Below are 24,093 nucleotides of genomic sequence, written 5' to 3'. Positions count from 1 at the left end.
TTCACAGAATTTACTCCCTCTACTTGCCTTTGAGGGGAATTAGCTGAGATAATCCGTGGTCAAGTCTCATTAGAGCAAGGTAACATTTAAGGTCGGCCTGATTTTTTGGCTGGCGTAGGCAAACTTTCCATATAAGATTCAGACGTAAAGCAATGGCTGAAAAACGTAATATTTTCCTAGTAGGTCCTATGGGGGCTGGCAAAAGCACTATAGGCCGTCATCTGGCGCAGATGCTTCATTTAGAGTTCCACGATTCAGATCAAGAGATTGAAAACCGTACCGGTGCTGATATCGCGTGGGTATTTGACGTTGAGGGCGAAGAAGGTTTTCGTCGTCGCGAAACACAAGTTGTTGCCGATTTAACTGAAAAACAGGGTATTGTTTTAGCCACTGGCGGCGGCTCCATTCAGAGTAAAGACATTCGTAACAACTTGTCTGCCCGAGGCATAGTGGTCTATCTGGAAACCACTATCGATAAGCAGGTTGCGCGTACCCAGCGTGACAAGCGTCGTCCACTACTTCAGGTTGAAGACCCTAGAGAAGTGTTAGAAAAGCTTGCTGAGATCCGTAATCCACTGTACGAAGAGATTGCCGATGTCATAGTCAAGACTGACGAGCAGAGCGCAAAAGTTGTTGCAAATCAAATTATTGACCAGTTAGGCTTCTAAACATTAGGCGGTAGAATGGAACAGATTCAGGTTGAACTTGGTGTACGCAGTTACCCTATCTTTATTGGCCAGAATCTCCTCGAAAATAGCGATTACTTTTCAAGCTATCTTCAAGGCAAAAAAATTCTAATCGTAACTAATGACACAATAGCGCCTCTGTATCTGGCTAAGGTACAGGCGCTATTGGCTTCCTACCAATGTGCCGATCCTGTCATCTTACCCGATGGCGAACAATACAAGACACTGTCGCAGATGGATGCGATTTTTACCTCGCTGCTCGCGCAGAATATGGGGCGTGATTCCGTATTAATTGCCTTGGGTGGTGGTGTCATAGGCGACATGACGGGTTTTGCCGCCGCTTGTTATCAACGCGGTGTCGATTTTATTCAGCTCCCAACGACCCTGTTGTCACAGGTCGATTCTTCCGTGGGGGGCAAGACGGCCGTCAACCATCCCATGGGCAAGAACATGATAGGTGCCTTCTATCAACCTAAGATGGTTGCCATAGACACTGCATGTCTGCATACCTTACCGGCCCGTGAATTTGCCGCCGGCATGGCCGAGGTGATCAAGTATGGCATTATCTGGGATGGCTCATTTTTCAGTTGGTTAGAGCAGAATGTTGCGGCGCTTAGATCGTTAGATGAGGCGGCGCTCACCTATGCTATCGCCAAATGTTGCCAGATTAAGGCCGACGTCGTGGCGCAAGATGAGACCGAGCAAGGGGTGCGTGCCCTGTTGAACCTGGGACACACCTTTGGTCATGCCATCGAGGCCGAGATGGGTTATGGCGTATGGCTCCACGGTGAAGCCGTGGCGGCTGGCACAGTACTTGCTGCGCAAACTGCATCTAAGATGGGGCTGGTGGATGAGTCAATTGTTTGTCGAATCGAAGCGATATTCGAGGCATTTGACCTACCAACAGAGGCCCCAGAGGCGATGGACTTCGAACAGTTCATCAAGCATATGCGGCGTGACAAGAAAGTGCTGAACGGAAAACTCAGACTCGTGCTGCCAAAGGCTATAGGCCAGGCAGAGGTGTATGGCGAGGTTTCCGAGTCCCTTCTGCAAGAGGTCATTAGCCGCGCCTAGTTTGTGTGGTGATTAAGTGACATTTCAAACAGCTATTCTCTTACCCAGTCAGGAGTCTCTGCTACATAGATTGCAGCATGTGGTCTTGTATGGCCAGCAGCTGACTGTGTTGACGGGAGAAACCGGCGCAGGAAAGACCACCCTCACTACGGCGCTTGTGGACACATTGGATGATGTCAGCTCGGCCCTGGTTGTTTGTCCACAGCATGTCGATAGCGCCGAGATCCGCCGCAAGATCTTAGTCCAACTCCTAACCGAACCGGTTTTCGACGACGAATTGCCGCTGCCTGAGACCCTGTTGCGCCTCGGCGATGCCTTGCCCTCACACAGCCATATTGTGCTCGATGATGCCCAATATCTGCCTCTAGAGCTGTGGGCGGAATGTATCGTCTTGAGCCAGTTGAACATTGCGGGCAAAAAGCTTTCGCTGACATTAACGGCCCCGGCGGATTACTTAAATCAGATCTTGACCCAGCTACCAGAGACTCAGCGTCCGCTCTTGTTGCCTGTCGCCATATCGCCTTTAACCTTGCCGGAGCGCGAGGGTCTCTATTATACCCTGTTGCATCGCAGCGAAGAGACACCTTTTACGCCGCGGGATATTGTCAAAGATCAGCTGCTGCGTCAGCAGGGGACGCCTGCCGAAGTCTTAAATCTGCTCTACCTGGCACTGCACGGTGAACCTGCAGCCCCCAAGAAAAATCCTTGGCCTGTCTATTTGGCCATAGGTGCCTGCGTGGCTTTTCTGCTCACCAGTCTCTATTGGTTATGGGCTGAACCTGAAGAGATCATGACCAAGTCTAAGGTGCAGACTGTCGCGGCGGTGCGCGCGGCCGCGTTTAACACTCAATATGGTCAGCGCCTGTTGAGTGTTTATTTCGAGCAAGGCTCACAATTGCGCAAAACGCTGGCTAGTCCTGCTGATGCTGCGCTGCCTGCGACCGAGCCGAAAGAGGAGTCTGGCGATCAGGTTGAAACGCCGACGCAAGCTCTGCCAGATGCTCAGCTAAGTGCCTCGCCCAGATCTCAGTCAGCTCCTCAGTTAAAAGAGGTGAGCGAAGAGCAGCGGCCCCAGGCTGAAGCACTCACGCATCAAGCACTATCTGCTAATCAGGAAGTACCCGCTCATCAAGATGCGTCCGAGCCTGAGGTGGCTGAGCAACCGTCGCAAGTTGCAGGAGCAATAGAGCAAACGCAACAGCGCCAGGTATCGGATGAGGCTAGGGCTGCTAAGCCAGTGGAAACTTTTGCCCTGGTGCCGGTAAGCGAACCCAGGGAATCTCGTAAGTTGGCGGCATCGCAACCACACCCTGCGGGCTTTACGCTGCAGCTGGCGACGGTGAAACGCCTTGAGTCGCTCGATGCGACGATCGCCAAGCTGCCCGACGTTAATCAGGTGCAGATTGCCCGCTACAAGAGCTACTGGGTACTCCTCTATGGGCAATACACAGATAGGCAAGCGGGGCAGCAGGCCGCCCTCGATTTAGCCCAGACGAGTCAATTAGCCTCTCCATGGGTGAGAGCCTGGGTAGATTTATCCGCCTATGAGCTGCAACAAGGGGCAGTGAGTCGTGAAATTCATTAATAAACAGAGTACAATCGACAACTTGTTTTCATTGTGCACTCAAGCAATTTAGATGATTAAAAAATAGAGAGCCTTCTTAAAATGGGTCGGTTACCGATACGAAAAAATTATGAAATGCTACCGCTACGATTTATGCTTTTCAGAAAAGTATGAAATTCTTTTTGGGAATGGACAAAACAAGGCTACAGTGAAAATAAATGACCAATGAGAGTTTGAGCCAAGGTGTGCGCTCCCCCTTGAAATGGCCGGGCGGGAAAAAAAGAGTTCTTCACCATATCAAAGCAGTATTGCCCCGTGTTGGAAAAACGAGATTAGTTGAGCCTTTTGTTGGTGGCGGCTCCGTTTTCCTAAATCTAGATTTTGATGAATATTTGTTATGTGATACTAACAGCGATCTAATTTCATTATTTAAAGCAGTTAAGAAAGCTCCTCTTAAGTTTGAGAGAGATGCTCGACAGTATTTCACTGAACAAAATAATACACCTGAACAATACTACTTACTAAGACAAAAATTTAACGATACAGATGATTCGTATCATCGAGCTTTATTGTTTTTATACCTAAATAGGCATGGATACAATGGCCTCTGTCGTTACAATCAGTCAGGTGGCTACAACGTACCGTTTGGGAGATATAAAAAGCCATACTTTCCTGAGTTAGAAATTGAACATCTGTCCCATAAGCTAAAAAAAGCTGAGTTTATAGTAGGCGATTTTGAACAAGCTTTTGAATGTGTTAAATCAGGTGATGTGGTTTATTGTGATCCTCCCTATTCTCCCATAAACAGAACTTCAAACTTTACAGCATATACTGGTGCCGAATTTTCTGATGAAGACCAAAGAAGGTTAGTTCAGTGTGCTCTGAAAGCAAAAGGTAAGGGGGTATCAACATTAATATCTAATCATGTTACTGAGTTTACTGATGATCTCTATTCGTCAGCGGATGCGCATAAGCTATTTTCTGTTCAGCGTTCAATTAGCCAAAATGGTAAAAAGCGCGATAAAGTTGAAGAAGTACTGGCGCTGTATGGCGACAGCTACCACAGCGAAAACGATTAAGCCCAAACCAATACATTAGTTAATTGGGGTTAATTCAGTACCAGTTTCACGATAAAGATGAGTGAAGCGACCAAGGCAATGGCCAGTAGGATTCCCGTCACAATAAAAGGCAGCGGCGAGCTGGCCTGAAAGTCACGCACGCGGTTTTGCTCTGTCTGCACGCCAAAGAAGGCGGCTAGGGTGCTCAAAAAGAGTTGCAGCAAGAGAGTGCCTAGAGGCGCTGTTTGCTGGTGGGGGTAACATCATCCATGGGCGTGTCTTGATGACCATGGAGCAGTTCGAGTAGATCCACAAAGTGCAGTTGATTAGAGCGGCTTCGACCCGTCAGCCAGTTACTCCAGCTGACATTATCTGCCTGATCGGCACAGCGATTATTGGGATGACTGGCTGGGAGAGAGGAGTTGTAGCTGGTGTTGCTATCGCACACGCAGGCCAGGTTGGTTTCATTTTCACTGAGACTCTGAACGCCAATGGCAGTAAAACCAACAACGGCGGCTGTGACGGTAAATACCGTTGCCGATTTCATCTTGGCTGAAGCTTTGGCTTTATCTCTCATCTCTACATCCTGTGAACATGGAAACCCCTAATCAGCGCATTATAGCAAAGGCGTTTATATTTTGAACATAATTTTTCGGTGAGGCTATTTGCCACAGGTGAAATTTACTCAATTCTGAACCAGAACACGTTTAATCGGTTATCGCCTATAGAGGCTGGACTGAGCTATAAGGTAGAATAGCGTAATTCTTATTCAGATTAGTGAGTTTATCATGCGTCCATTTCTAATTGCTCCCTCTATCTTATCTGCCGATTTTGCCCGTCTTGGGGAAGATGTCGAGGCGGTACTCAAGGCTGGTGCCGATGTGGTTCACTTCGACGTGATGGATAACCATTATGTGCCGAACCTGACCATAGGCCCTATGGTGTGTAAGGCGCTACGTGATTACGGTGTGACCGCCGATATCGACGTGCATCTCATGGTGAAGCCAGTGGATCGCATCATTCCTGATTTCGTCGATGCCGGTGCCTCTATCATCACCTTCCACCCTGAGGCCTCTGAGCATATCGACCGCACTCTGCAGCTGATTAAAGAATCTGGCTGTAAGGCGGGTCTGGTATTCAACCCGGCTACTTCGCTGCACTATCTGGACCATGTGATGGATAAGCTGGACGTGATTCTGCTGATGTCGGTTAACCCTGGCTTCGGCGGTCAGTCATTCATCCCGTCGACGCTGGATAAGCTACGCCAGGTGCGTGAGCGTATCGATGCCAGCGGTTTCGACATACGTTTAGAAGTCGATGGCGGCGTTAAGGTCGACAATATCGCCGAAATCGCGGCGGCAGGTGCCGATATGTTCGTGGCTGGCTCGGCCATTTTCAACAAGCCAGATTACAAGGCGGTGATCGACGAGATGCGCGGCGAGCTGGCTAAGGTCGATGCCTGAGTATGAAAGCCCAATCTATTAAGGCTATCGCCTTCGATCTCGATGGCACGCTGATCGACAGTGTGCCGGATTTGGCGGCTGCCACCCAGGGCATGCTTGCCGAGTTGGACTTGCCCCTGTGTGACGAGAATCAGGTACGCAGCTGGGTAGGTAACGGCGCGGCCAAGTTGGTCGAGCGTGCGCTGACCTTCGCCCGCGGTGAGCAAGCCACACAGGCCGATATCGATGCGGCCATGCCGCTGTTTAGCAGGCACTATGAGGCTAATCTGCAACAGCATAGCCGCCTCTACGATGGCGTTAAGTCGGTGCTTGAGCAGTTGGTTAAGCTGGGATATCAGCTGGCGATCGTGACCAACAAGCCCTATCGCTTCACTGTGCCTCTGCTGGAGGCGTTTGGTATCGCTCACCTGTTTAATCAGGTGCTGGGTGGTGATTCGCTGGAGAAGATGAAGCCGGATCCCCTGCCGCTGACGCACCTCAAACAGACATGGCAGCTCGATGATGAGCAGCTTTTAATGGTGGGCGACTCTCGAAACGATATTTTAGCGGCGAAAGCGGCGGGTATTTCCTCGATCGGCTTGACCTACGGGTATAACTACGGTGAAGATATTGGGCTCAGCGGCCCAACGGCCGTTTGTAACACATTTAGCGAAGTATTGGCGCAGATAACAGACAGCCAAATAGTATTGGAGCAATAAATTTTATGACTAAACCTATTGTGCTTAGCGGTGCCCAACCGTCAGGTGAATTGACCATTGGTAACTACATGGGTGCACTACGTCAGTGGGTTGCGATGCAAGATAGTCATGATTGCCTATATTGTGTGGTCGATCTGCATGCCATTACCGTACGCCAGGATCCGCAGAAGCTGCGTGACGCCTGCTTAGATACCCTGGCCCTTTATCTGGCCTGTGGTGTGGATCCTAAGAAGAGCACAGTCTTCATCCAGTCTCAGGTGCCTCAGCACACTCAGCTGGGCTGGGCGCTGAACTGCTACACCCAGATGGGTGAGCTAAGCCGCATGACACAGTTTAAGGACAAGTCGCAAAAGCATGCCAACAATATCAACGTCGGCCTGTTCGGCTATCCGGTGTTGATGGCGGCAGACATACTGCTGTATCAGGCTAACGAGATCCCTGTGGGTCAAGATCAGAAACAACATCTTGAACTGACTCGTGATATCGCGACACGCTTCAACAACGCCTATGGTGAGACCTTTACCATTCCCGAGCCTTTCATCCCTGAGCTTGGGGCCAAGGTGATGTCTCTGCAGGATCCGCTGAAGAAGATGTCTAAGTCTGACGACAACCGTAACAATGTGATCGGTCTGCTGGAAGACCCTAAGGCCGTCATGAAGAAGCTGAAGAAGGCGATGACTGACAGCGATGAGCCGCCAGTGGTGCGCTTCGATGTCGAGAACAAGCCGGGTGTCTCTAACCTCTTGAGCCTGATGTCGGGTGTGACAGGTCAGAGCATCGCCAGCCTGGAAGCCGAGTTCGAAGGTAAGATGTACGGTCATCTTAAAGTCGCCGTCGGTGAGGCCGTGGTTGGTATGCTAGAGCCGCTGCAGGAGCGCTTTAAGGAGTACAGAGCCGATCAGAGCTTCCTCAATCAGGTGATGCATGAAGGTGCCGAGAAGGCCCAGGCACGCGCCGAAGTGACCCTGAAGAAGGTCTACGAAAAGATTGGTCTTCTGCTCTAATCGAATGTGTGAAAAAGCCGGCAGCAGCCGGCTTTTTTATGGGTGGCGTTAAGGAAAGCCGCTAGTGCTGCTGGGTCAGCCAGTGGACGAAGGCGGCGATGGCGGGTTCCTGCAGGCGACGCTGCTTGCACAGGAAGTTAAATTCAAATCCCGTGTCGATACCCGCAAAGGGGAGGGCCACCAGACGCGCTTTGGCGATATCATCCAGCACCATGAAGTCTGACGCTAATGCCACCCCCTGACCGGCGATGGCGGCCTCGATCGCCATCAGTACATGGCTGAAGAGCTGCTGCTGTTCCTCCTCGGGTTGAGACACTTTATGATGTTCAAACCAGCGCTGCCAATCCAGTCCCTGGGGGCCCTCGTCGACGGTGAGCAGCTGCTGGGACTTGAGCCAGTCGAGATCCAGCTTGTCACCGCTATTGATGAGTTCAGGGCTGCAGACGGGGATCAACCGCTCGGCGTGCAGTAGCTGCTGCCAGTAGCCTTTCTGGTTCTGCTGACCTGTGATGAACATGTCGGCGCTGCTGTGGGACAACACAGGGTCTTCGGTGATCATGTCCAGGCGCACTTGAATGCCTGGGTGTAAGCGGCGAAATCCGCTGAGCCTGGGGATCAACCATTTCACCGCAAAAGAGCTGTAGACGGCCAGGCGCAGCGCCTCGGGTTTCTCGCCCAGCAATCTTTGGTTCAACTCGCCCAGTTCGTTGAAGATCCTCGCCGTTTCCTGGTAAAGCTGCTCCCCCTTGTCGGTGAGCCTCAGGCTGCGTCCCTCTCGCCTAAACAGGGGTAAGGCGAAATGCTCCTCCAACAGGCGAACCTGGTGAGACACCGCACTCTGGGTAATGCACAGCTCCTGTGCCGCACGGGAGAAGTGCTGCAAACGGGCGGCAGCCTCGAAGACCTGCAAGGCTCTCAGCGGGGGGATCTTTCTCATCGTCTGTCTCGTGTCTCGGCAATCAATAAATGAATTTAATTCATCTATGATAAGAAATCATCATTTCAGCTACAGTATTTTGCTCGCTATCATGCCGCCAGATGATTCTTGATATTGGAGCCTGAGATGCAACGCAATCTGATGTTGGGCCTTGGATTACTGCTGCTGGGCAATGTGTTTACCGCCCTCTACGATGTGTCGATCAAGTGGTTGCCGGCAGAGAGCGACGCGGCGATGTTTCTGCTGCTGCGCCAGGTGACGGCGATTGTGATGATGCTGCCGCTCTGGTTTTACGCCGGACGGCCGAAGACCGCCTTTCTGAAGCTGCATATGATACGGGCTAATAGCGGGGCGATCGGCGGACTCATGCTGATCCTGGGCCTGATGTCACTGCCACTGGCGACCGTTAGCTCGCTGTTTTACTCCGCCCCCTTGATGATCATCGTCATGGGTATGGTGTTTCTCAAGGAGCGGCTCAGTGGCGATCAGATCTTGGCAAGTATCCTGGGGTTTATCGGCATCCTCATCATTCTCAGACCGAGCGAGATGAATCTGGCGGCGCTGGCCGTGCTGGTGTCGGCGATCATCTTTGCCGCCAATCAGCTGATGCTCAGGTGGTTGCCAAGCAGTGAGGCGGCGAGTGTTACCCTGATCTGTTACAACCTGTTGAGCCTGCCGTTAGTGATAGGCTTTGCTGCCTGGCAGGGATTCGCAGGCTTTAGTTGGCCCGTATTGGGTATCGCAGTGTTGAGCAATATTTTCCTGCTCGCCTACCAGCTCTTTAGCGTGCTGGCCTATCGTAGGGCTCAGGCGGGAGAGATAGCCATAGCCGAATACAGCGGTCTGCTGTTCTGTGTATTGTTTGGTTGGCTCTGGTTTGACGAATGGCTGGACGCCTTAGGTTGGCTGGGTGCCGCGCTGATTGTGCTGCCCACCATGATTCTGCCGGTGCTGGCGCGAAGATGGCGTAAGGTAAGACAGGCAGAGCTCGCTTAGGCGTTATGCCGCTTAGGCGAACTAGCTGTTGGGGGTATCGAAGACCTTGATGACCTTACGTACCCCGGCGGTGTTGCGGGTGATATCTACCGCCAGATCGGCCTGTTCGCGGCTCACGACGCCGAGAAGAAAGACCTCGCCATTTTCGGTGATCACCTTGATGCGGGTGACATCCAGATCTTTGTCGTTGAGCATACGCGTCTTCACCTTGGTGGTGATCCAGGTGTCGTTGCTGCGAGTGGTAAAGGAGGTCGGGTTACCTATGCGGATCTGATTGTGGATCTTACCGCCCAGATTCAGCTTCTGCACCGTGTTGATCGCCTTGTCTCGCAGCATAGAGCTGGGGGCCTGGCCTATCATGAGCACGTTACCGTTCATCGCCACCCCGGTGATATTTGTTTGGTTCTTAATATCTTCATGGGCCGCCAGGGCGCTGGCGATTTGAAAATCGGCGTTGGTGTCGTCCAGCTGGGTCGAGAAGCTGCGTTCATCGTTGGCCATCATGGCGCCACCGACTGCGCCGACCATTACGGCCCCGGCGCAGCCTTGTAACAACAGGAGTACGGCTAGGATGGGGATCAGAGCTCTCATGCCTGGTCATCCTGTGGGAAGAGGGTGCGGTCTATGTTGTCGCACAGGCAGTGGATCACTAACAGGTGCACCTCCTGAATACGCGCGGTGACATTTGAAGGCACGCGTACTTCCACGTCGTTCACGCCCATCAGGCCCGCCATGGCGCCACCATCTTTACCCGTGAGGGCGACTATGGTCATGTCTCGGCTCAGCGCCGCTTCCATCGCCTTGATCACGTTGCCAGAGTTACCACTGGTAGAGATGGCCAGCAAGATATCGCCAGGTTGACCCAATGCCAAGATCTGCTTAGAGAAGATCTCGTCATAGCTGTAGTCGTTACCTATGGCGGTAATGGTCGAGGTATCGGTAGTCAGGGCGATGGCCGGTAGCGGCGGACGCTCTATCTCATAGCGGTTCAGTAGCTCGGCCGAGAAGTGCTGGGCGTCGCCGGCGCTGCCGCCGTTACCACAGGCTAAGATCTTGTTGCCGCCCAGTAGACACTGCACCATCATCTCGGCTGCCTTCTCGATAGACTCGGGCAGGGCTTCGGCCGCATCGATCTTGGTCTGGATAGAGTGGGTAAAACTGTCTTTAATACGTTCTAACATGGAATGATCCTTTAAAAATAAAACTGTTTAACAAGCCTTCATTTGCCTAGTCGTGGCTGAGTGGAGCACTAAAAGGCGTTGGTGACCCACTGAATGTCATTGCCATCTATGGCCAGAAGATCGAAGCGACACTGCGCATCTATCTGATTGAGCTGCATATAATGGCTTGCCGCTCGATTAAGTCTTGCTATCTTGCCTCGGCTAACGGCCTGTATCGCACCACCAAATTGTTTCGATTGGCGGTATTTTACCTCAATAAAAACCCATTTGTGACCTTGGCGCATTATGAGGTCAATTTCACCAAATGGGTAGCGTACGTTTCGTTCGACCAGCGTGAGCCCCTGTTGCTCCAGATAAGCCAGGGCGAGGTCTTCCGCCTGCTGGCCCTTGGTGAGGTGCTCGGCACTCGTCATAGGGGTCTCAAGTTGCCTCGCTGGTAACGTCCCCAGCTGAGCTGACGGTTAATCGTACCATCGGGTGATACAGAAAGCAGACCGCTGCGACCCGAGTATTGGTAGCCGGGTAGGGCGCGCATCTGCGCCAGCTTGCTCACCAGCTGTAGGGCGTCGAAGCCCATCACATAGAGGCGCTTCTGGCTGTTGCCCCAGGTCGGCCAAAGGCGGGCAACCTCGCTGGTCTCGGTGTTAGACTCGAGCAACCAGGGAATATCGCTGATAGTCAGGTTATTCAGCTCCTGTGCGGCGGCGCGCGACTGGCTCTCGATACGGCTGCGGCTGGTGGTGTATAGCGGCACAGGCTCGGCAAACACGCTGAAGTTGACGTCGATAAAAGGCTTGAGCAGCGGCAGATCTTGGTTGCTGGCGATCATATAGATGGCGTCGATATCGCGGCGAGATCGGAAGTCAGCCTCGATCTTACTCCCCAGCAGCGTCTTGATGCGGGCGATACGCTCCTTACTGTCGATCACTCCGAGAGACTTCTGTACCGTGACTTTCATTTCGTCGCCGCGCTTGTAGTAGTGGATCTCGGCCGCCTCATGGGTCAGCTCCTGCCACTTAGCGTTGAAGGCCTCTGCCATGCGGCGGCCCACGGCGTCGTCGCTGGCCAGTAGTAGTGGCTTCTCTATGCCGTCATTATAGAGTTTCTGCGCGGCATCTAATGCCTCGTCCGTGGGCGAGAGCGCGAAGAAAAAGCGATCATTAGACGGGGTGATGCTGTCCACATGGTTGAGAAACAGCTGAGGCACCTTAGGCTGTATCTGTGTTTGAGTGAGTGGCTGCGTCTGACCATTGGCTTGTTGCTCGGCTCTGGCCTCCGCCTGCATCAGGCTCTCGACTTCAGATTGCAGTAGCGGGCCTATGATGAAGTCGGCGCCGGCGGCAATCGCCTGCTGCTGGGCAAGCTCGGCGCCCTGGGCCGTGTCGAAGAAGTTGACCGAAACCGAGTCGTCTGGATTGGTCAGATAGCTGGAGATGATCCCCTGCTTGACCGTATCGGCAATGGCGGCTCTGGGGCCGGTGAGCGGCAGTAGTACGGCAATATTCTTCGGCTTGTAGGGCTTAGTGTTAAGCGCCCGCTCCAGATCCGTCGGCAGCTTCTTGGCCCCCGGATGGCCTGGGTTGTCCTGTTGCCAGTTGCCCAGTTGCTGCACCAATAGTTGCGGGTCTATGGCATAATGCTTGGCGATATAGGCCAGCTGCAGCCAACCGGCAAAGGTAGGGTTACTGCTATCCTGGCTAAAGGAGAGCAGTGTCTGTTCGTGCAGGGGCTGCAATATGCCCCAGATCTCGTCGTTAACCTCACTCGCTTCGGCGCCTGGCAGGTAAGTGGCCAGCAGGGTGAGCTCCTTCGCCTGTTCTATGGGCTGCTTGCTCAGTTGATAGAGACGCGCCTTGAGTTGATGGTAGGAGACCATCTGCCAGCTGGCGAGTCGCCACTGGCTGGGATAATTGAGTTGGGCCAGGGCCTGATCATAGTTGTCGGTCTGCTCCAGCACTCTGGCGCTCAGGTATCTGTGCTCGGCCAGGATCTCAGGCTTGTTGACCAGGCTAGGTTTAACGGCGGCCAGCGTCTTACCGGCATTGCCCGTATCGCCTTGGTTGATAAAGGCGTGAGCCGCCAGCAGCATGAGACGGTTCTTGTGTTCGGCATCTTTGGCCTGCTTGGCATCCGCCAGATACTGTGCAGGGCTTTGGGTGGCATTCACCAAAGAAACTTGGCTGCTGGTTTCTTTCACTGGGGTTGGTGCCGTGGCACAACCGAATAATACTGTGGCCAACACAGCTGCGGAGATTAATTTAGTTGTATTCAGTCTTTTTAACACAGGACTTCACTCTGGTAAGATGCTGGCTGTAGTTTAACCTTCTCTTACGCCTGACGAAAGTCTTGTGACAATCATTACAGAGGTAGATATGGACCTGTCGGTCGCACTTTACATAGTTCCTACGCCAATCGGTAACCTTGGCGACATCAGCAGCCGCGCCCTGGAGGTATTGAATCAGGTCTCCCTTATCGCCTGTGAGGACACACGCCATAGCGGTAAGTTGCTGAGCCATTTCGGTATCGAGACCCGTAAGACGGCGTTGCATGATCACAACGAGCGTGACCGTGCCCAGGGAATCATCCAGAAGCTGGCCGCAGGCGAGTCGGTGGCCCTGATCTCCGATGCCGGAACGCCGCTTATCTCAGATCCCGGCTATCATCTGGTGTCTCAGGTGCGTGAAGCTGGTTTCAATGTGGTGCCTCTGCCTGGGCCTTGTGCGGCGATCACCGCGCTGAGTGCCTCGGGCTTGCCGTCGGATCGCTTCTCATTCGAGGGTTTCCTGCCCGCTAAGGAGAAGGGACGTATCGATAAGCTGACCGAACTGAAAGAGGACCCCCGCACCCTGATCTTCTACGAGTCACCCCATCGTATCCTTCATAGCCTCACCTCTATCGTGACAGCATTGGGAACCGATCGTCAGGTGGTGATGGCCCGTGAAGTCACCAAGGCCTTCGAGACCTTCCTCTCTGGCACGGCAGCCGAGGTGCTGGCGACAGTGAGTGAGGATCCCAATCAGCAGAAAGGCGAGATAGTGCTCATGTGTCATGGGCACCGCACCGACGATGATGCCGGTGTGCCGGCTCCGGCGCTGGAGACACTTAAGCTGCTGAGTCAGGAGTTGCCTCTGAAGAAGGCCGCGGCGCTGGCGGCCCAGATCCATGGGTTGAAGAAGAACGCCCTCTATAAGTTGGGGCTCGAGCTGGATCTCTAGTCATTTACTTAGGCCAATATAAGGTGGTGCGCGGCGGCGCATTAGGCTATAATCCGCGCCGAGTTGGCCAGACAGTTGCTGCGTTCGCAAGAACGGGGAGGAAAGTCCGGGCTTCATAGAGCAGGGTACCAGGTAACGCCTGGGCGGTGTGAACCGACGACAAGTGCAGCAGAGAGGAGACCGCCAATCTTCGGATTGGTAAGGGTGAAAGGGTGCGGTAAGAGCGCACCGGGCGGCTGGTAACAGTCCGTTGCAAGGTAAACTCTACCCGAAGCAAGACCAAATAGGGTCCCGTATGGCGCTGCTCGCGTTGGGACCGGGTAGGTCGCTTGAGCCTGTGAGCGATTGCAGGCCTAGATGAATAACTGTCCACGACAGGACCCGGCTTATCGGCCAACTCGTTGAATTAGAGGTAATCGTCTGTTTTCAGGCGGTTACCCGATTCTCCTACCTCAGATGAATCAATTGGTACACAACTTGAGACAAAAGTTGGTACACAATGCGCTATCTCTTTCAAAGAAATCACACATATTACTTCCGATATAAAGTGCCTCGCAGCCTTTTGCGGTATTCCTCAGTTTAAGGTATGCCGTAATTACCGAATCAGTTAAACTAATTCGATTCATGCCAGTATCTTCGCTCTGACTCATTGGGTGTCAGCCCACCGTTATATTGATGTGGTCTCAGCTGACTGTAATACCCCGTCACATATCGCGAAATTTCACTCTTAGCCTCACCGATATCCCGATAGCCGGTCATCGGTATCCATTCTGTTTTTAAGCTTCTAAAGAAGCGCTCCATCGGGCTGTTGTCCCAGCAGTTTCCTCGTCGACTCATGCTCTGCTTAATCTGATAGCGCCAGAGCTGTTGGCGGAAGCGGCGGCTGCTTAAGTTTTTCCTGTTGCCGCATGAGTGAGGTATAGGTGTTGGAGGGACCATAGACGCCAATTACCTTGCCCGACAGCTGGCTCAGTTCGGTTATCGGAAAGTCATTTAGGGTATAGAAGCCGTACTCTGTCTGTACCAGCGGCAGGGAAAACCACATGGACTGGGCCCTCTCTCTGTTCCAGCCGAGAAAGATCCCCTTGGCCTCGCCGTTGGAAAACATGTGAATCGCCCGGCGATAGGGGCGAATGGAGATGTTGCATTGCCCAGGCCACTGCAGGCAGATTGCCTGAGAGAGTTCCACCAAGATCCCTTGGGTCCTGCCTCGACTATCCTCGTAACTAAAGGGGGCAAAGTCGTGGTAGACAATATTCAGATCGCTGGCCTTTGCCCATGACGGGAGCAGCAAGAACAAGCTCAATAGCAGCAGGCTGAATCTTGGTGAGATCATGTGTTCTCTACCTTTATGGCCACGATAATGATCAGTTTAGTCGCTGAGATTGATTCCTACCCTGCCATTGCTCACTTACGCGCTTCAGTCTTAGAGAGCAAAGGGCCGGCTATCATAGGGCTGGCTGTGTGTCTTACCAGAGCATGGGCTGCAACAGTTCTTGCCAAAAGTGTGGTGTTTTTAGCGGTACCTTGGTTGTGTTGGCTGCCTCAAATAGCGTCACCTGATGGCTAAACCAAAACATCAAGACTAACAATGCGACATAGACAAGGCCCAGTTTGAGGGTCATCTTCTTAGAAAATGGCGCTCGGATCAGCGCTATCGTTGGGCCTATGTAAATGGCGGCAAGCCACACCAAACTGCCTAGGTAAAATACCGCTTCTCTAAATAGCGCTATTTGCTCGAATTGATCAGGAAGGTGCTGACCCACGACGAGAAATGTGGCGTTTAAGGGGGAGAAGAAGCCGGTTGCCGTATGGGCCAAGCCTAAATACATCAGCAGTTCCCCCACGATAAAAATCCTGTGATCGCAGGTGCCCTGGTCATCCAAGGCTGAGGAGCTAATAAATGCGACTAAGGATAATAACGACAGGGCTAAAGCCAAAAATAGTGCCATATCGGCCCTAAAATGAATGGCCTTGCTTAAGCCTGGTATAGGTATGCCGCCAGCCAGATTAAACATTTCAGACAGTTGGAACGACACTATCGCAATATTGAAGCCGACTAGCGTCAGGCGAGCACGCATGACGTTGATGGCGATACCAATTTGGTGCGGATTATTCATGGCGAATCTTTCTAAAGAGGAGATGCGAATAGAGAAAGCCTCAGCAATAATCGACTGCTAAGACTTTCAATAAGTTGTATGACGCTAGGCGCTGCAGCGAATTAGGAAAATACCATTGCGATATAACCCAATATCAGCACAGCAGCCGAGGTCAGCGCATAGGGAACCGGATAGGCCACAGCAGCGATACCACTTCGAGATATATCCTGGATACCATTTAACGCTGGCGTACTGTTTCGCCCGCCAGCACATGCACCAGCCAAGACGACAGGGTTCATCTTTCTGAAGTAGTAGCCATAAATCCAGGCCAGGAACGGTGGCACCAATGCCCCCAGCATGCCGAGAATCGCGATCCAGATGACGACGGTTCCCTGGAACGAAGAGATGATCTTAGGTCCTACCCCGGCGGCGAGTACCGCGACAAACATGCTTAAGCCGATATCGTTTAAAAACGCGCGAGCGCCTTCACTCGTTGGGCCGCCAAACTCGGGATTACGGGTACGTAACCAAGACACCAGGATCCCCATGAGCATACAGCCTGCAGAGGCACCCAACGCAAATGGAATACCACTAATCTCGACGCTCGCATGACCAATCAAGAAGCCGATAAATAACGCGATAGACATGAAGGAGACTTCGGTATAAGTACTCTCAATTATCGGTACCGCCTTGAGTGACTTAGCGGCTTGCGCTATACACCAGGCAGGGCCAGCCAATCTCAATACATCACCCTTTTCCACTATGGTCTTTGGCAGATGCGGAATGGCCACACCGGCTCTGAACATAGACTTTAAGTGAATCCCGAAACCTATCTCCTGACCCAGGGCTTCTAAGGTTTTGCCCGCAAATTCGCTGTTACCCACGTGCACATCGGCAACCTCGATATCGATCATTCGGGCGCGCGGTTCAGATACTTCCTGCCCGACCTTATCTTCGCCGTTAAGTAGCAAGCCGTAGTTACCCAGCACACCCACTATGTCGCCAAGTTGCAGCGTTGGATTGTCTCGCGCTTCGATGACCTCATCACCACGAACCACTCTGACAATGGCCGCATGAGGGTTGATTTTGAATAACTGGTTAACCGACTTTCCGGCGAGTTCTTTATGCTCCACTAAGTAAGAGCGAATTTGCTTGTCGGTAAAGCCGAGAATCGATGCTCCTGCGGTGCCGGGTAAGGCGCCGCCGTCTTCGCCGCCACTATAGTCTTGCTCTGCCCTTTGTGCTTCGACAACGGGATCTTTACCAAACATGCTGGGTAGGTATTTAACCAACAAGATGATGAATATCGAAGACAAGACATAGCTGATCGCATAACCGGCCGCCATGTTGGCGCTCACCATATCCGTTGTCATGCCATCAGGCAGATGGAATGCGCCGCTATTTACGGCCGACTGCGCGACGCCCATTACGGCCGTGACTGTGTAGCTTCCAGAAATAATGCCTGCGGCATAGCCAGGGCCGAGATCCAGCAATTTCACCCCAAAGAAGACGATCAGGAAGTTTGATACGACGACGATCAAGCCTATGACGATGAAATCTATTCCGCCTCTGGCTAAGCCTGAGAAGAATTGCGGGCCGACACGCATGCCGAGGGCATACATGAACAGCATTAAGAAAATGTCTTCCACCAGGCCGGGGATGTCATAGGTAATGCCATATAGTGCGCTCGAGGCGAGGGCGATCAATATCCCTGTTACCAGTGTCCCCGCAGTTGCCCCCAGGCTGATACCGCCTATGGTAATGCGGCCGATGGGATAGCCTATTGCCAGGGTTAAAAACAGGTAGGCAAAAGGGTTGCTGGCAAGGTAGCTCAGTGCCGATGCTAGCCCAGTGTAAGTCTCTGCTTCTATTGTTGAGGCGTAAGCATTGCCCAAAAACAGGGAGGCAAGGGCGATGAGGCCCAGGAATAAACTCACCATATATTTGGGCGGGTGCGATAGCGCCTGTAAGAGTTTAGATTGTTTGTTCATAAAATTATCTGCCGTTTTATAAAGAAAAGAAGAAGTAACAGAGGCTTACTTCTTCTTAAGAGTTAATCGGTTAATGGCTCATTAACACTTTCCTGACGACACTTTGTGAGTGTTGTGTAGCTTAGGTGGTGTTGCATTACCGCCATGCTCTTCGAGGAACTCACAGGCCATCTCAATATCTCTGGCAAGGATCTCTACCGAGTCACGATTTAGGTGTGGTCTTACTACTATGCGTAGGCTGTTAACCATCTCGGCATTGGCTGGCATTGAGTAGGCAGATAGAATCCAGCCGCGCTCGCGCACCTTATTGGAGATATCAAATTCGTTGTACTTGGTGACCGACTCATCGAGTGTCAGCGCGACAACGGGAATACGTTGGGTTTCGTTCATGATTTTGAACTTTCCGCTAGAGAGTAGGCGATCACGCAAATATTCTGCATTTTCAACTGTTTGCTTCATTATGCGGGTGTAACCATCTTTACCCAGGCGAATGAAGTTGTAGTACTGTGCCAGTACGGTGGCCGAGCTCTTGCTGAAGTTCAGTGTGGCTGTGGCTGCTTCGCCACCTAAATAATTGACGTAGAACACCAGGTCTTCATTAAACACCGCACGCTCACGGAAGATGATCCAGCCTAGTCCCGGAGGCACTAAACCAAATTTATGGCCAGAAGCGTTGATCGATTGCACGCGAGGCAGGCGGAAGTCCCACTTGTAGTCAGGGTAAAGGAAGGGGTTAACAAATCCGCCTGATGCCGCATCTATGTGCATGGGAATAGATATGCCGGTTCTCTCTTCATAAGCATCTAGCCAGTCGTGGATTGCCTGAAAATCATCGTCTTCACCCGTGAAGGTTTGGCCTGCGATACCGACGACACAGATGGTATTTTCATCGACATACTCGTCCAGCTGGTCGGCCGTTAGGCGATATTGGCCCGGCTTGAGTGGTACGATACGTGGCTCAACATCGAAGTACTTGAGGAATTTTTTCCAGACAATCTGAACATTGCCTCCGGTAACCATGTTAGGTCTTGAAGTATCCTTACCCGCTTTTTCACGTGCCTGGCGCCAGTTCCACTTATGGGCGAGGCCCGCCAGCATGCAGGCTTCAGAAGAGCCGATAGTGGCAGCACCATAGGCCTCAACGTCTTTGGGGCCATTCCATAAGTCATGCAGCCAACGCACACACTTCTCTTCAGTCGCCTTGGTATGCGGATACATGTCTGGGTCGGCAAAGTTTCTGAAAGAGCCGTCCTTAAAGATCTCGGCAGCCTCGGGTTCAACAAAGGTGGTGACGAAAGAAGATAGGTTTAGCATTGGGTTAGCGTCAGTCCAGCACTCGCTTCTCACCAGCGCGGCAGCGGCGCGTGCAGCCATGCCTTCTTCCGGGAAGTCTTGCGGAATTTCTACGTTAAATTGTTCATATGGGCTCAAATCAGCATTTTTATCGTGTGACATTATGTGTATTCCTGTGGTGTTTCTAGTTGAGGCTAAGGTTAAGCCTACAAATAGGTTGTGATGCATTGGTTAGTAGTCAGCCTGGTCGTTCTCATTTCCACACAACAGGCGTTGACTGAGGGCGATATTATTAGAGGTTTAGCAAACCATTAACTCGCTTTTGAATGATTCAATCATGCAAACACTCTGGTTTGATGTGTTTTCAAGCTTTTAGCTTTAAGCCGATGTCGGCTTTAGCGGCGCTGGTTTTAAGGGAGTGGCTCGATGACATCCGGAGCTGGTCGGTTATTTTTGAAAACAGGAATACGAGAACAGAGATAAGAGAGCCGAGATAAGAGATCAGAGGTATAAAGAGCTGCGCTCATAGAGGAAAGGCGAGTAAGCCCGTTGGGGAGCAGTTTTCCTGCCTCTAATGAGAAGCGCAAACCCTGTCGATATACCGGGCAGTCTCATCATTCGATTTTGTCGCGGTGAAGGCTGTGCGAAGTGGTGCTTGTACCGCCCTGATGCTAATAGCTAAGGCTCTTTTTCCCGAGGCCCTCTCGTTTGCAAGCCGGTATAGGTACAGGCCGAGTGTGCTGCGTAAACCTAAAAGCGGGTGGCGACTCTAATAGCGAGTTCTAATTTTAAAAGCGGCTGCTAATTCTAAAAGCGGCTGCTAATTTTAAAAGCGGCTGCTAATTTTAAAAGCGACTTCTTACCTGGAAGCGCCACTCCCAGCTGTTGACCTCTTCGCCGCTGGTAAAGGGCAGGGTCAGGTCGATGTGGGCCACGTGGCCATAGCTGGAGCGAGAGGAGTAGATACGGGCGCCTATGCCTATGCTGCCGATAGGGCCCGAAGTCTCATTGTCTTGATCCGGACCGCCGCTGGCCTGGCCGATGTCGGTAAAGACTGCCCAGCCTAGTTCGGCCAGTTGATACAGGTTGATGTTGGGATAGTTTCTGATCTCGGCGCTTAACAGCCACTGATTGTCACCATGCTGATAGTCGTTGGGATAGCCGCGCACGCCCGTGCTGTCGCCTAGGGCGAAGGGGGCATCTAGATAGTTATTCTGCGAGGTGCTTAGGCGCACCTTGGAGTAGGCAGTCCACTTGGGATTGAGCTGGTAGAAGTACTCGGCGGTGGCGTTGACCTTAAAGTAGTCTGGCTGGCTGGTGGCAAATACCCCCTCACCGTCCAAGCTCAGCAGGATCAGCTGGTCATCGCCCTGATAGCCACGGGAGGAATACCAGTTGAGGTGGTAGCCCAAGGGATCGCTGTCGGTCGTGTCCTGGGTCTCCAGGCCGAGTTTGACATAGTGTTGCCAGCCCAGGTTGATATCCTCGTTATAGTTGATCAGATAGACGTTATTGAGCACCTTGTAGTCGTCTTCGATAAACTGATAGGCGACCCAGGGATAGAGGTAGTCCCTGTCCTTCGGCAGCTCGCTGGTGGGAAATTGCGGAATATTGGTGAAGCTGTGTTTGTCCTGGGTTACCCCGACTATGATGCGCGAGCGCCAGTCTTCGACCTTATTCAGGCGCCAACCATACTGGGCATTGGCGTATTCCACCTTGTGTTCAAACTCATTCACGTCGAAGCCGTTCTGCTTGATGGTGTCGGTACGTAAGTCATCGATAAAGGTGCCCGAGTACATGTTTTGGGTATCGAGCCGATAGAAAGGCTTAGTAAAGTCCAGGTAAGTTGCCTGGCCGTCGCTGTTATCGTAAAAGTTAGCGGTCAGGGTCGAGTGCTTCACCCACCAGTCGGTGGGGACACGAAAAGCCAGCTGATAGCCGGTACGATCGACACTGGACTTATATTTCAGACGGGTGCGCACCCCTAGCCCCAGCAGGTTATCTTCTTTGATGCCGATAGAGAAGGTATTCTCGCCGCCGCTATGGCCGGCGCTAAAGGTGGGCAGCAATGACCAGTTGTCCCAGGTCTCCACCAGTATGGTGTCGCCCTCCTCAGCCGCTTCTGGGCTGGCATCGGGATCGCGCTGGGTAACACTGATTCGGGCGTCGCGAATATAGGGCTCCTGGCGCAGAATGCGCTGGGCCTCGTCGAGATCTTTCTGCGATACCTTATCCTGCTCGTCGAAACTGAGCTTGCTGAGCACGGTCGATTCCCGTGTGTTGATATGTAGGTAGTTGGCCCAGCGATGGATAAAGAAGGCGTCGGGAGCCGACTCGTCGAAGATGGCGTTGCTCACCACCACTATCTTGTTGATCGGCTTCTTCTCGTTAAGCTTCGCCTCTTCTTCGGGTGAGCTTGCCTTTGTTCGGATGAATTGTGCGCTTGAGTCTTGGGGGGCTGACGTCTGCGAAATAGCGCTCGTGTGCTCTGGTTCGGCCGCGCAGAGGCCGCTCGCCAATAGGCAGCTAAACAGCAGAGAGTAGCGCGCACCAGTCAGCATAGCGATCATCCTTATCTTTGCTTTTATCGTTAAGGAGAACTCTAGGGATTAAAAAAATAGACACAATTTAATAACACACCCGCAACACCAAATAGTCAAGCGGCGAAGATAAAATAAGCTGATGATTTTACTTGCGCAAATCCTGATGCAGGCCCGGAAGCCGCATCAGGACTTGATTGGTCAATTAGAGGGTACGACGGGGCGGCACGGCGACGTTGGCAAAGATGAGACCGGCGATGAGCGACATGAAGATCAGGAAGATCTGGGTACCAATATGCGACTGGTTGAGCATGGTTTCACCCAGAATCAGGGTGTTGAGGCCGATATAGGTCTTACTGCCGGGAACTAGGATCACTATCCCTTGTAGCAATGCGATGGAGGCGGGCGACTTCATCCAGCGGGCATAGAGGTTGGAGTAGATCCCCACCGCCAGGGCGCCGAAGAAGATACCGATAGATTCGCCCAGGTAGATGCCGGCCAGCATGGCCGAGAAGAAGGCGACGATACCGGCAAAAATGCCCCAGGGAGAGTCTTTCAGCCTGGCCTTGAAGATAATCACCAGCGCGGTGGACAGCAGGGGCACGGCCGACCAGATGGCCCAGCGCGGCAGCGGCTCTGGCTCGAAATAGATGGCTTCGCCAAACATGGCGTTGCCGATAACCATGCCGAAAATGGCGCCGAAATAGAGTTTAAACAGCAACATGGAGGCATCCATGATGCGCGCCGTACCCGAGATAAGATCCCGCGCCGACAGCTCGGCCAGCCCCAGGGTGAGCGCCAGCCCGGGGATAAAGACGATGATGCCCGAGAGGATCACCACAGGGATATTGATATAGGGGTCGAAGTAGGCGATGCCGCAGGCGGCGATGGCGCACAAGATGGCGGCCAGGGGTTCCAGGGTCTCGGCAATGCGCTTGGAGTGCTCGGCGCGATAGACCAGACCATAGACCATGAAGCCGAGTATGGCCGACCAGAAGACGTCGTTCCAGCTGGTACCCATCAACATGGCGAAGGCGCCGGCGGAGCAGCCGAAGGCCAGCAGGGTCAGCAGGGGACCATAGGGATTGGGCTTGTTGGCGATCTCCTCCAGGCGTTCAAGTGCCTCGGTCAGGGTGCGCTTGCCAGACAGTACCTCTTCCACCAACTCGTCGGTACGGGCCAGGGAACCCAGATCCATCTCGCCAGGCTTAACGCGAGCCATATGGTTGTATTCCTGATCTGTGTCGTGTTGCAACACGAAGGTCATGGAGGTCGGTGAGATGAGAAAGTAGCCTTCGATGCCTAAGACTTTAGAGATCGATTGCAGATGGGCCTCTAGACGGTAGGCAGGGGTACCAAACTTGTGCAGGGCTTTACCTAATCTTATGATAAACCTGCGTTTTTCAAGAAACTCTGCGTTATCCAATTGTACAGTCCATGATGGTGAAATCTGGGGGTGATGCTCAAGCGAGCGCATCTTAACCTATCTTGTACCAAAAAGGTTAATGGCTTGGGAATTTTTTTAAATTCGGGTTAAGTTAGCCAAGGATAGAATCTACCAGTGCGTTTCGCTGGTTTGTTCGGGGCTGTATACCAATCGTAATAAATAATTGATCATTCTAGCTTGTTAAAACGCTTGATAACTGTATTAGTATTTTTAATTGTAGAATAACTACTTATCTAAAAATTCTGCTTTGTTCTCAAGCGTTTTTCCTGCGCTATTTCTGATCACATGTTTACTGTGATTGGTATTATTTAGGGCTTTTATTTGTCGGTGTTAAAGAGTGGCGTGAAATTTAGTTGGTGTCATTAAGGATAGAGATATGTCGGTAAGCGTTTCGGGATTTTATATTGCACTCACTGCCATCATGGCGGTGTTCTTCACCTATCGCGTGGTACGTCTGCGGCGCGGGCTTAAAATCGGTCTGGGTTCTGGCGGCAGTGACGACCTACGCCTGGCGAGTCGGGTACATGCCAATCTCATCGAGAATGCCCCAATCGCGCTCCTCTTGCTGCTGGTGGCTGAACTCAACGGTCTGGCACCGGTTTATCTACACGGGGCGGGCACCCTATGGCTGGTGGCGCGCATCTTACATGCTATCGGTCTGACTCAGGGGCGCGGCGGTTATCACTTCGGCCGCTTCTGGGGCGTCCTGCTGAGCTGGATTGTCATCCTGGCCTTGGCCCTGGTGAATCTGTTTTATTTCATCTTGGCATAGAAAATCGCCATCGTTGCTGCTTTTTTGTTCACACCTGAGCGGGTTTCGCTGTTATACTCCGCCTCCTTTTAGTGG

At 52.4% G+C, this 24,093-nt stretch carries 23 protein-coding genes, 1 other RNA gene and 1 pseudogene; 11 read left to right on the top strand and 14 right to left on the bottom strand.

Annotated elements, in window-relative coordinates:
* The first annotated feature begins 152 nt into the window (after window positions 1–152).
* The 4 genes from aroK to L1D47_RS03570 all read left to right on the top strand — a co-directional run bounded on the left by aroK (window position 153) and on the right by L1D47_RS03570 (window position 4,403).
* On the top strand, window positions 153–668 hold the full coding sequence (gene aroK / locus L1D47_RS03585; protein WP_011864020.1) for a shikimate kinase AroK: 516 nt from the start codon (window positions 153–155) through the stop codon (window positions 666–668).
* Between the two features lie 15 nt (window positions 669–683).
* A complete protein-coding gene (gene aroB / locus L1D47_RS03580; RefSeq protein WP_239882598.1) occupies window positions 684–1,760 on the top strand; it encodes a 3-dehydroquinate synthase in 1,077 nt (358 codons plus the stop codon).
* A 16-nt stretch (window positions 1,761–1,776) separates the two neighbouring features.
* Entirely contained in the window at window positions 1,777–3,345 is a 1,569-nt protein-coding gene (locus L1D47_RS03575; protein ID WP_239882597.1) for an AAA family ATPase, read from the top strand.
* A 197-nt stretch (window positions 3,346–3,542) separates the two neighbouring features.
* Window positions 3,543–4,403 (top strand): Dam family site-specific DNA-(adenine-N6)-methyltransferase, encoded by an 861-nt coding sequence (locus L1D47_RS03570; protein ID WP_345778750.1) that lies wholly within the window; start codon window positions 3,543–3,545, stop codon window positions 4,401–4,403.
* A 29-nt stretch (window positions 4,404–4,432) separates the two neighbouring features.
* Here L1D47_RS03570 and L1D47_RS03565 read toward each other — a convergent pair whose 3' ends face one another.
* Window positions 4,433–4,606: a DUF2970 domain-containing protein gene (locus L1D47_RS03565; protein ID WP_239882596.1), complete on the bottom strand. Its 174-nt coding sequence runs from the start codon at window positions 4,604–4,606 to the stop codon at window positions 4,433–4,435.
* Between the two features lie 8 nt (window positions 4,607–4,614).
* On the bottom strand, window positions 4,615–4,959 hold the full coding sequence (locus L1D47_RS03560) for a hypothetical protein (protein WP_239882595.1): 345 nt from the start codon (window positions 4,957–4,959) through the stop codon (window positions 4,615–4,617).
* Between the two features lie 211 nt (window positions 4,960–5,170).
* On the opposite strand from L1D47_RS03560, the gene rpe reads away from it, so the two are divergent.
* The 3 genes from rpe to trpS are packed head-to-tail and all read left to right on the top strand — an operon-like array spanning window position 5,171 to window position 7,547.
* Entirely contained in the window at window positions 5,171–5,845 is a 675-nt protein-coding gene (gene rpe / locus L1D47_RS03555) for a ribulose-phosphate 3-epimerase (RefSeq protein WP_041511778.1), read from the top strand.
* Window positions 5,846–5,847: 2 nt separating this feature from the next.
* Window positions 5,848–6,543 carry a phosphoglycolate phosphatase gene (locus L1D47_RS03550; RefSeq protein ID WP_239882594.1) on the top strand — a complete coding sequence of 232 codons (696 nt, stop codon included), beginning with the start codon at window positions 5,848–5,850 and terminating at the stop codon, window positions 6,541–6,543.
* Window positions 6,544–6,548: 5 nt separating this feature from the next.
* A complete protein-coding gene (gene trpS, locus L1D47_RS03545; RefSeq protein ID WP_239882593.1) occupies window positions 6,549–7,547 on the top strand; it encodes a tryptophan--tRNA ligase in 999 nt (332 codons plus the stop codon).
* Window positions 7,548–7,608: 61 nt separating this feature from the next.
* Here trpS and L1D47_RS03540 read toward each other — a convergent pair whose 3' ends face one another.
* On the bottom strand, window positions 7,609–8,484 hold the full coding sequence (locus L1D47_RS03540) for a LysR substrate-binding domain-containing protein (RefSeq protein WP_239882592.1): 876 nt from the start codon (window positions 8,482–8,484) through the stop codon (window positions 7,609–7,611).
* Between the two features lie 126 nt (window positions 8,485–8,610).
* Here L1D47_RS03540 and L1D47_RS03535 point away from each other — a divergent pair, with 126 nt between their 5' ends.
* Window positions 8,611–9,480, top strand: a complete 870-nt coding sequence (locus tag L1D47_RS03535; protein WP_239882591.1) for a DMT family transporter — start codon at window positions 8,611–8,613, stop codon at window positions 9,478–9,480.
* A gap of 21 nt (window positions 9,481–9,501) precedes the next feature.
* Here L1D47_RS03535 and L1D47_RS03530 read toward each other — a convergent pair whose 3' ends face one another.
* The 4 genes from L1D47_RS03530 to L1D47_RS03515 form a co-directional block, all read right to left on the bottom strand.
* Window positions 9,502–10,071, bottom strand: a complete 570-nt coding sequence (locus L1D47_RS03530) for a BON domain-containing protein (protein ID WP_239882590.1) — start codon at window positions 10,069–10,071, stop codon at window positions 9,502–9,504.
* Window positions 10,068–10,661 (bottom strand): phosphoheptose isomerase, encoded by a 594-nt coding sequence (locus tag L1D47_RS03525; RefSeq protein ID WP_033540410.1) that lies wholly within the window; start codon window positions 10,659–10,661, stop codon window positions 10,068–10,070. The genes L1D47_RS03530 and L1D47_RS03525 overlap by 4 nt, the downstream gene beginning before the upstream one ends.
* A 68-nt stretch (window positions 10,662–10,729) precedes the next feature.
* Window positions 10,730–11,074: a YraN family protein gene (locus L1D47_RS03520; RefSeq protein ID WP_041511784.1), complete on the bottom strand. Its 345-nt coding sequence runs from the start codon at window positions 11,072–11,074 to the stop codon at window positions 10,730–10,732.
* On the bottom strand, window positions 11,071–12,945 hold the full coding sequence (locus tag L1D47_RS03515) for a penicillin-binding protein activator (RefSeq protein WP_239882589.1): 1,875 nt from the start codon (window positions 12,943–12,945) through the stop codon (window positions 11,071–11,073). Before L1D47_RS03515 ends, L1D47_RS03520 begins: the two co-directional genes overlap by 4 nt.
* An 88-nt stretch (window positions 12,946–13,033) precedes the next feature.
* Between L1D47_RS03515 and rsmI the strand changes: the two genes are divergently transcribed.
* Together rsmI and rnpB are read left to right on the top strand one after the other, a co-directional pair.
* The gene (gene rsmI, locus L1D47_RS03510) at window positions 13,034–13,876 is read left to right on the top strand and encodes a 16S rRNA (cytidine(1402)-2'-O)-methyltransferase (protein ID WP_239882610.1); all 843 of its coding nucleotides are present in this window, start codon (window positions 13,034–13,036) and stop codon (window positions 13,874–13,876) included.
* A 59-nt stretch (window positions 13,877–13,935) separates the two neighbouring features.
* Window positions 13,936–14,281, top strand: an RNA gene (rnpB, locus tag L1D47_RS03505) — RNase P RNA component class A.
* Between the two features lie 207 nt (window positions 14,282–14,488).
* Here rnpB and L1D47_RS03500 read toward each other — a convergent pair.
* From L1D47_RS03500 to L1D47_RS03470, 7 genes and pseudogenes are all read right to left on the bottom strand, one after another.
* Window positions 14,489–14,764, bottom strand: a pseudogene (locus L1D47_RS03500) (integrase core domain-containing protein); the annotation flags it as partial.
* A complete protein-coding gene (locus L1D47_RS03495; protein WP_239882588.1) occupies window positions 14,721–15,212 on the bottom strand; it encodes a transporter substrate-binding domain-containing protein in 492 nt (163 codons plus the stop codon). The gene L1D47_RS03495 and the pseudogene L1D47_RS03500, both read right to left, overlap by 44 nt.
* 133 nt (window positions 15,213–15,345) lie before the next feature.
* Entirely contained in the window at window positions 15,346–15,996 is a 651-nt protein-coding gene (locus L1D47_RS03490) for a hypothetical protein (RefSeq protein ID WP_239882587.1), read from the bottom strand.
* Window positions 15,997–16,097: 101 nt separating this feature from the next.
* On the bottom strand, window positions 16,098–17,966 hold the full coding sequence (locus L1D47_RS03485) for a transporter (protein WP_239882586.1): 1,869 nt from the start codon (window positions 17,964–17,966) through the stop codon (window positions 16,098–16,100).
* 81 nt (window positions 17,967–18,047) lie between these two features.
* Window positions 18,048–19,421 carry a glutamate decarboxylase gene (locus tag L1D47_RS03480; RefSeq protein ID WP_041511788.1) on the bottom strand — a complete coding sequence of 458 codons (1,374 nt, stop codon included), beginning with the start codon at window positions 19,419–19,421 and terminating at the stop codon, window positions 18,048–18,050.
* A gap of 683 nt (window positions 19,422–20,104) precedes the next feature.
* A complete protein-coding gene (locus tag L1D47_RS03475; protein WP_239882585.1) occupies window positions 20,105–21,820 on the bottom strand; it encodes a ShlB/FhaC/HecB family hemolysin secretion/activation protein in 1,716 nt (571 codons plus the stop codon).
* Window positions 21,821–22,004: 184 nt separating this feature from the next.
* Entirely contained in the window at window positions 22,005–23,225 is a 1,221-nt protein-coding gene (locus L1D47_RS03470; protein WP_239882584.1) for a threonine/serine exporter family protein, read from the bottom strand.
* Window positions 23,226–23,622: 397 nt separating this feature from the next.
* Here L1D47_RS03470 and L1D47_RS03465 point away from each other — a divergent pair, with 397 nt between their 5' ends.
* A complete protein-coding gene (locus tag L1D47_RS03465; protein ID WP_239882583.1) occupies window positions 23,623–24,018 on the top strand; it encodes an MAPEG family protein in 396 nt (131 codons plus the stop codon).
* Window positions 24,019–24,093: the final 75 nt, after the last annotated feature.

It is taken from the genome of Shewanella sp. Isolate7, from assembly GCF_022398425.1.
Taxonomy (GTDB): Bacteria; Pseudomonadota; Gammaproteobacteria; order Enterobacterales; family Shewanellaceae; genus Shewanella.
The sequence above is the reverse complement of the archived record's forward strand: the minus strand, read 5'-3'. Positions and strand labels throughout refer to the sequence as shown.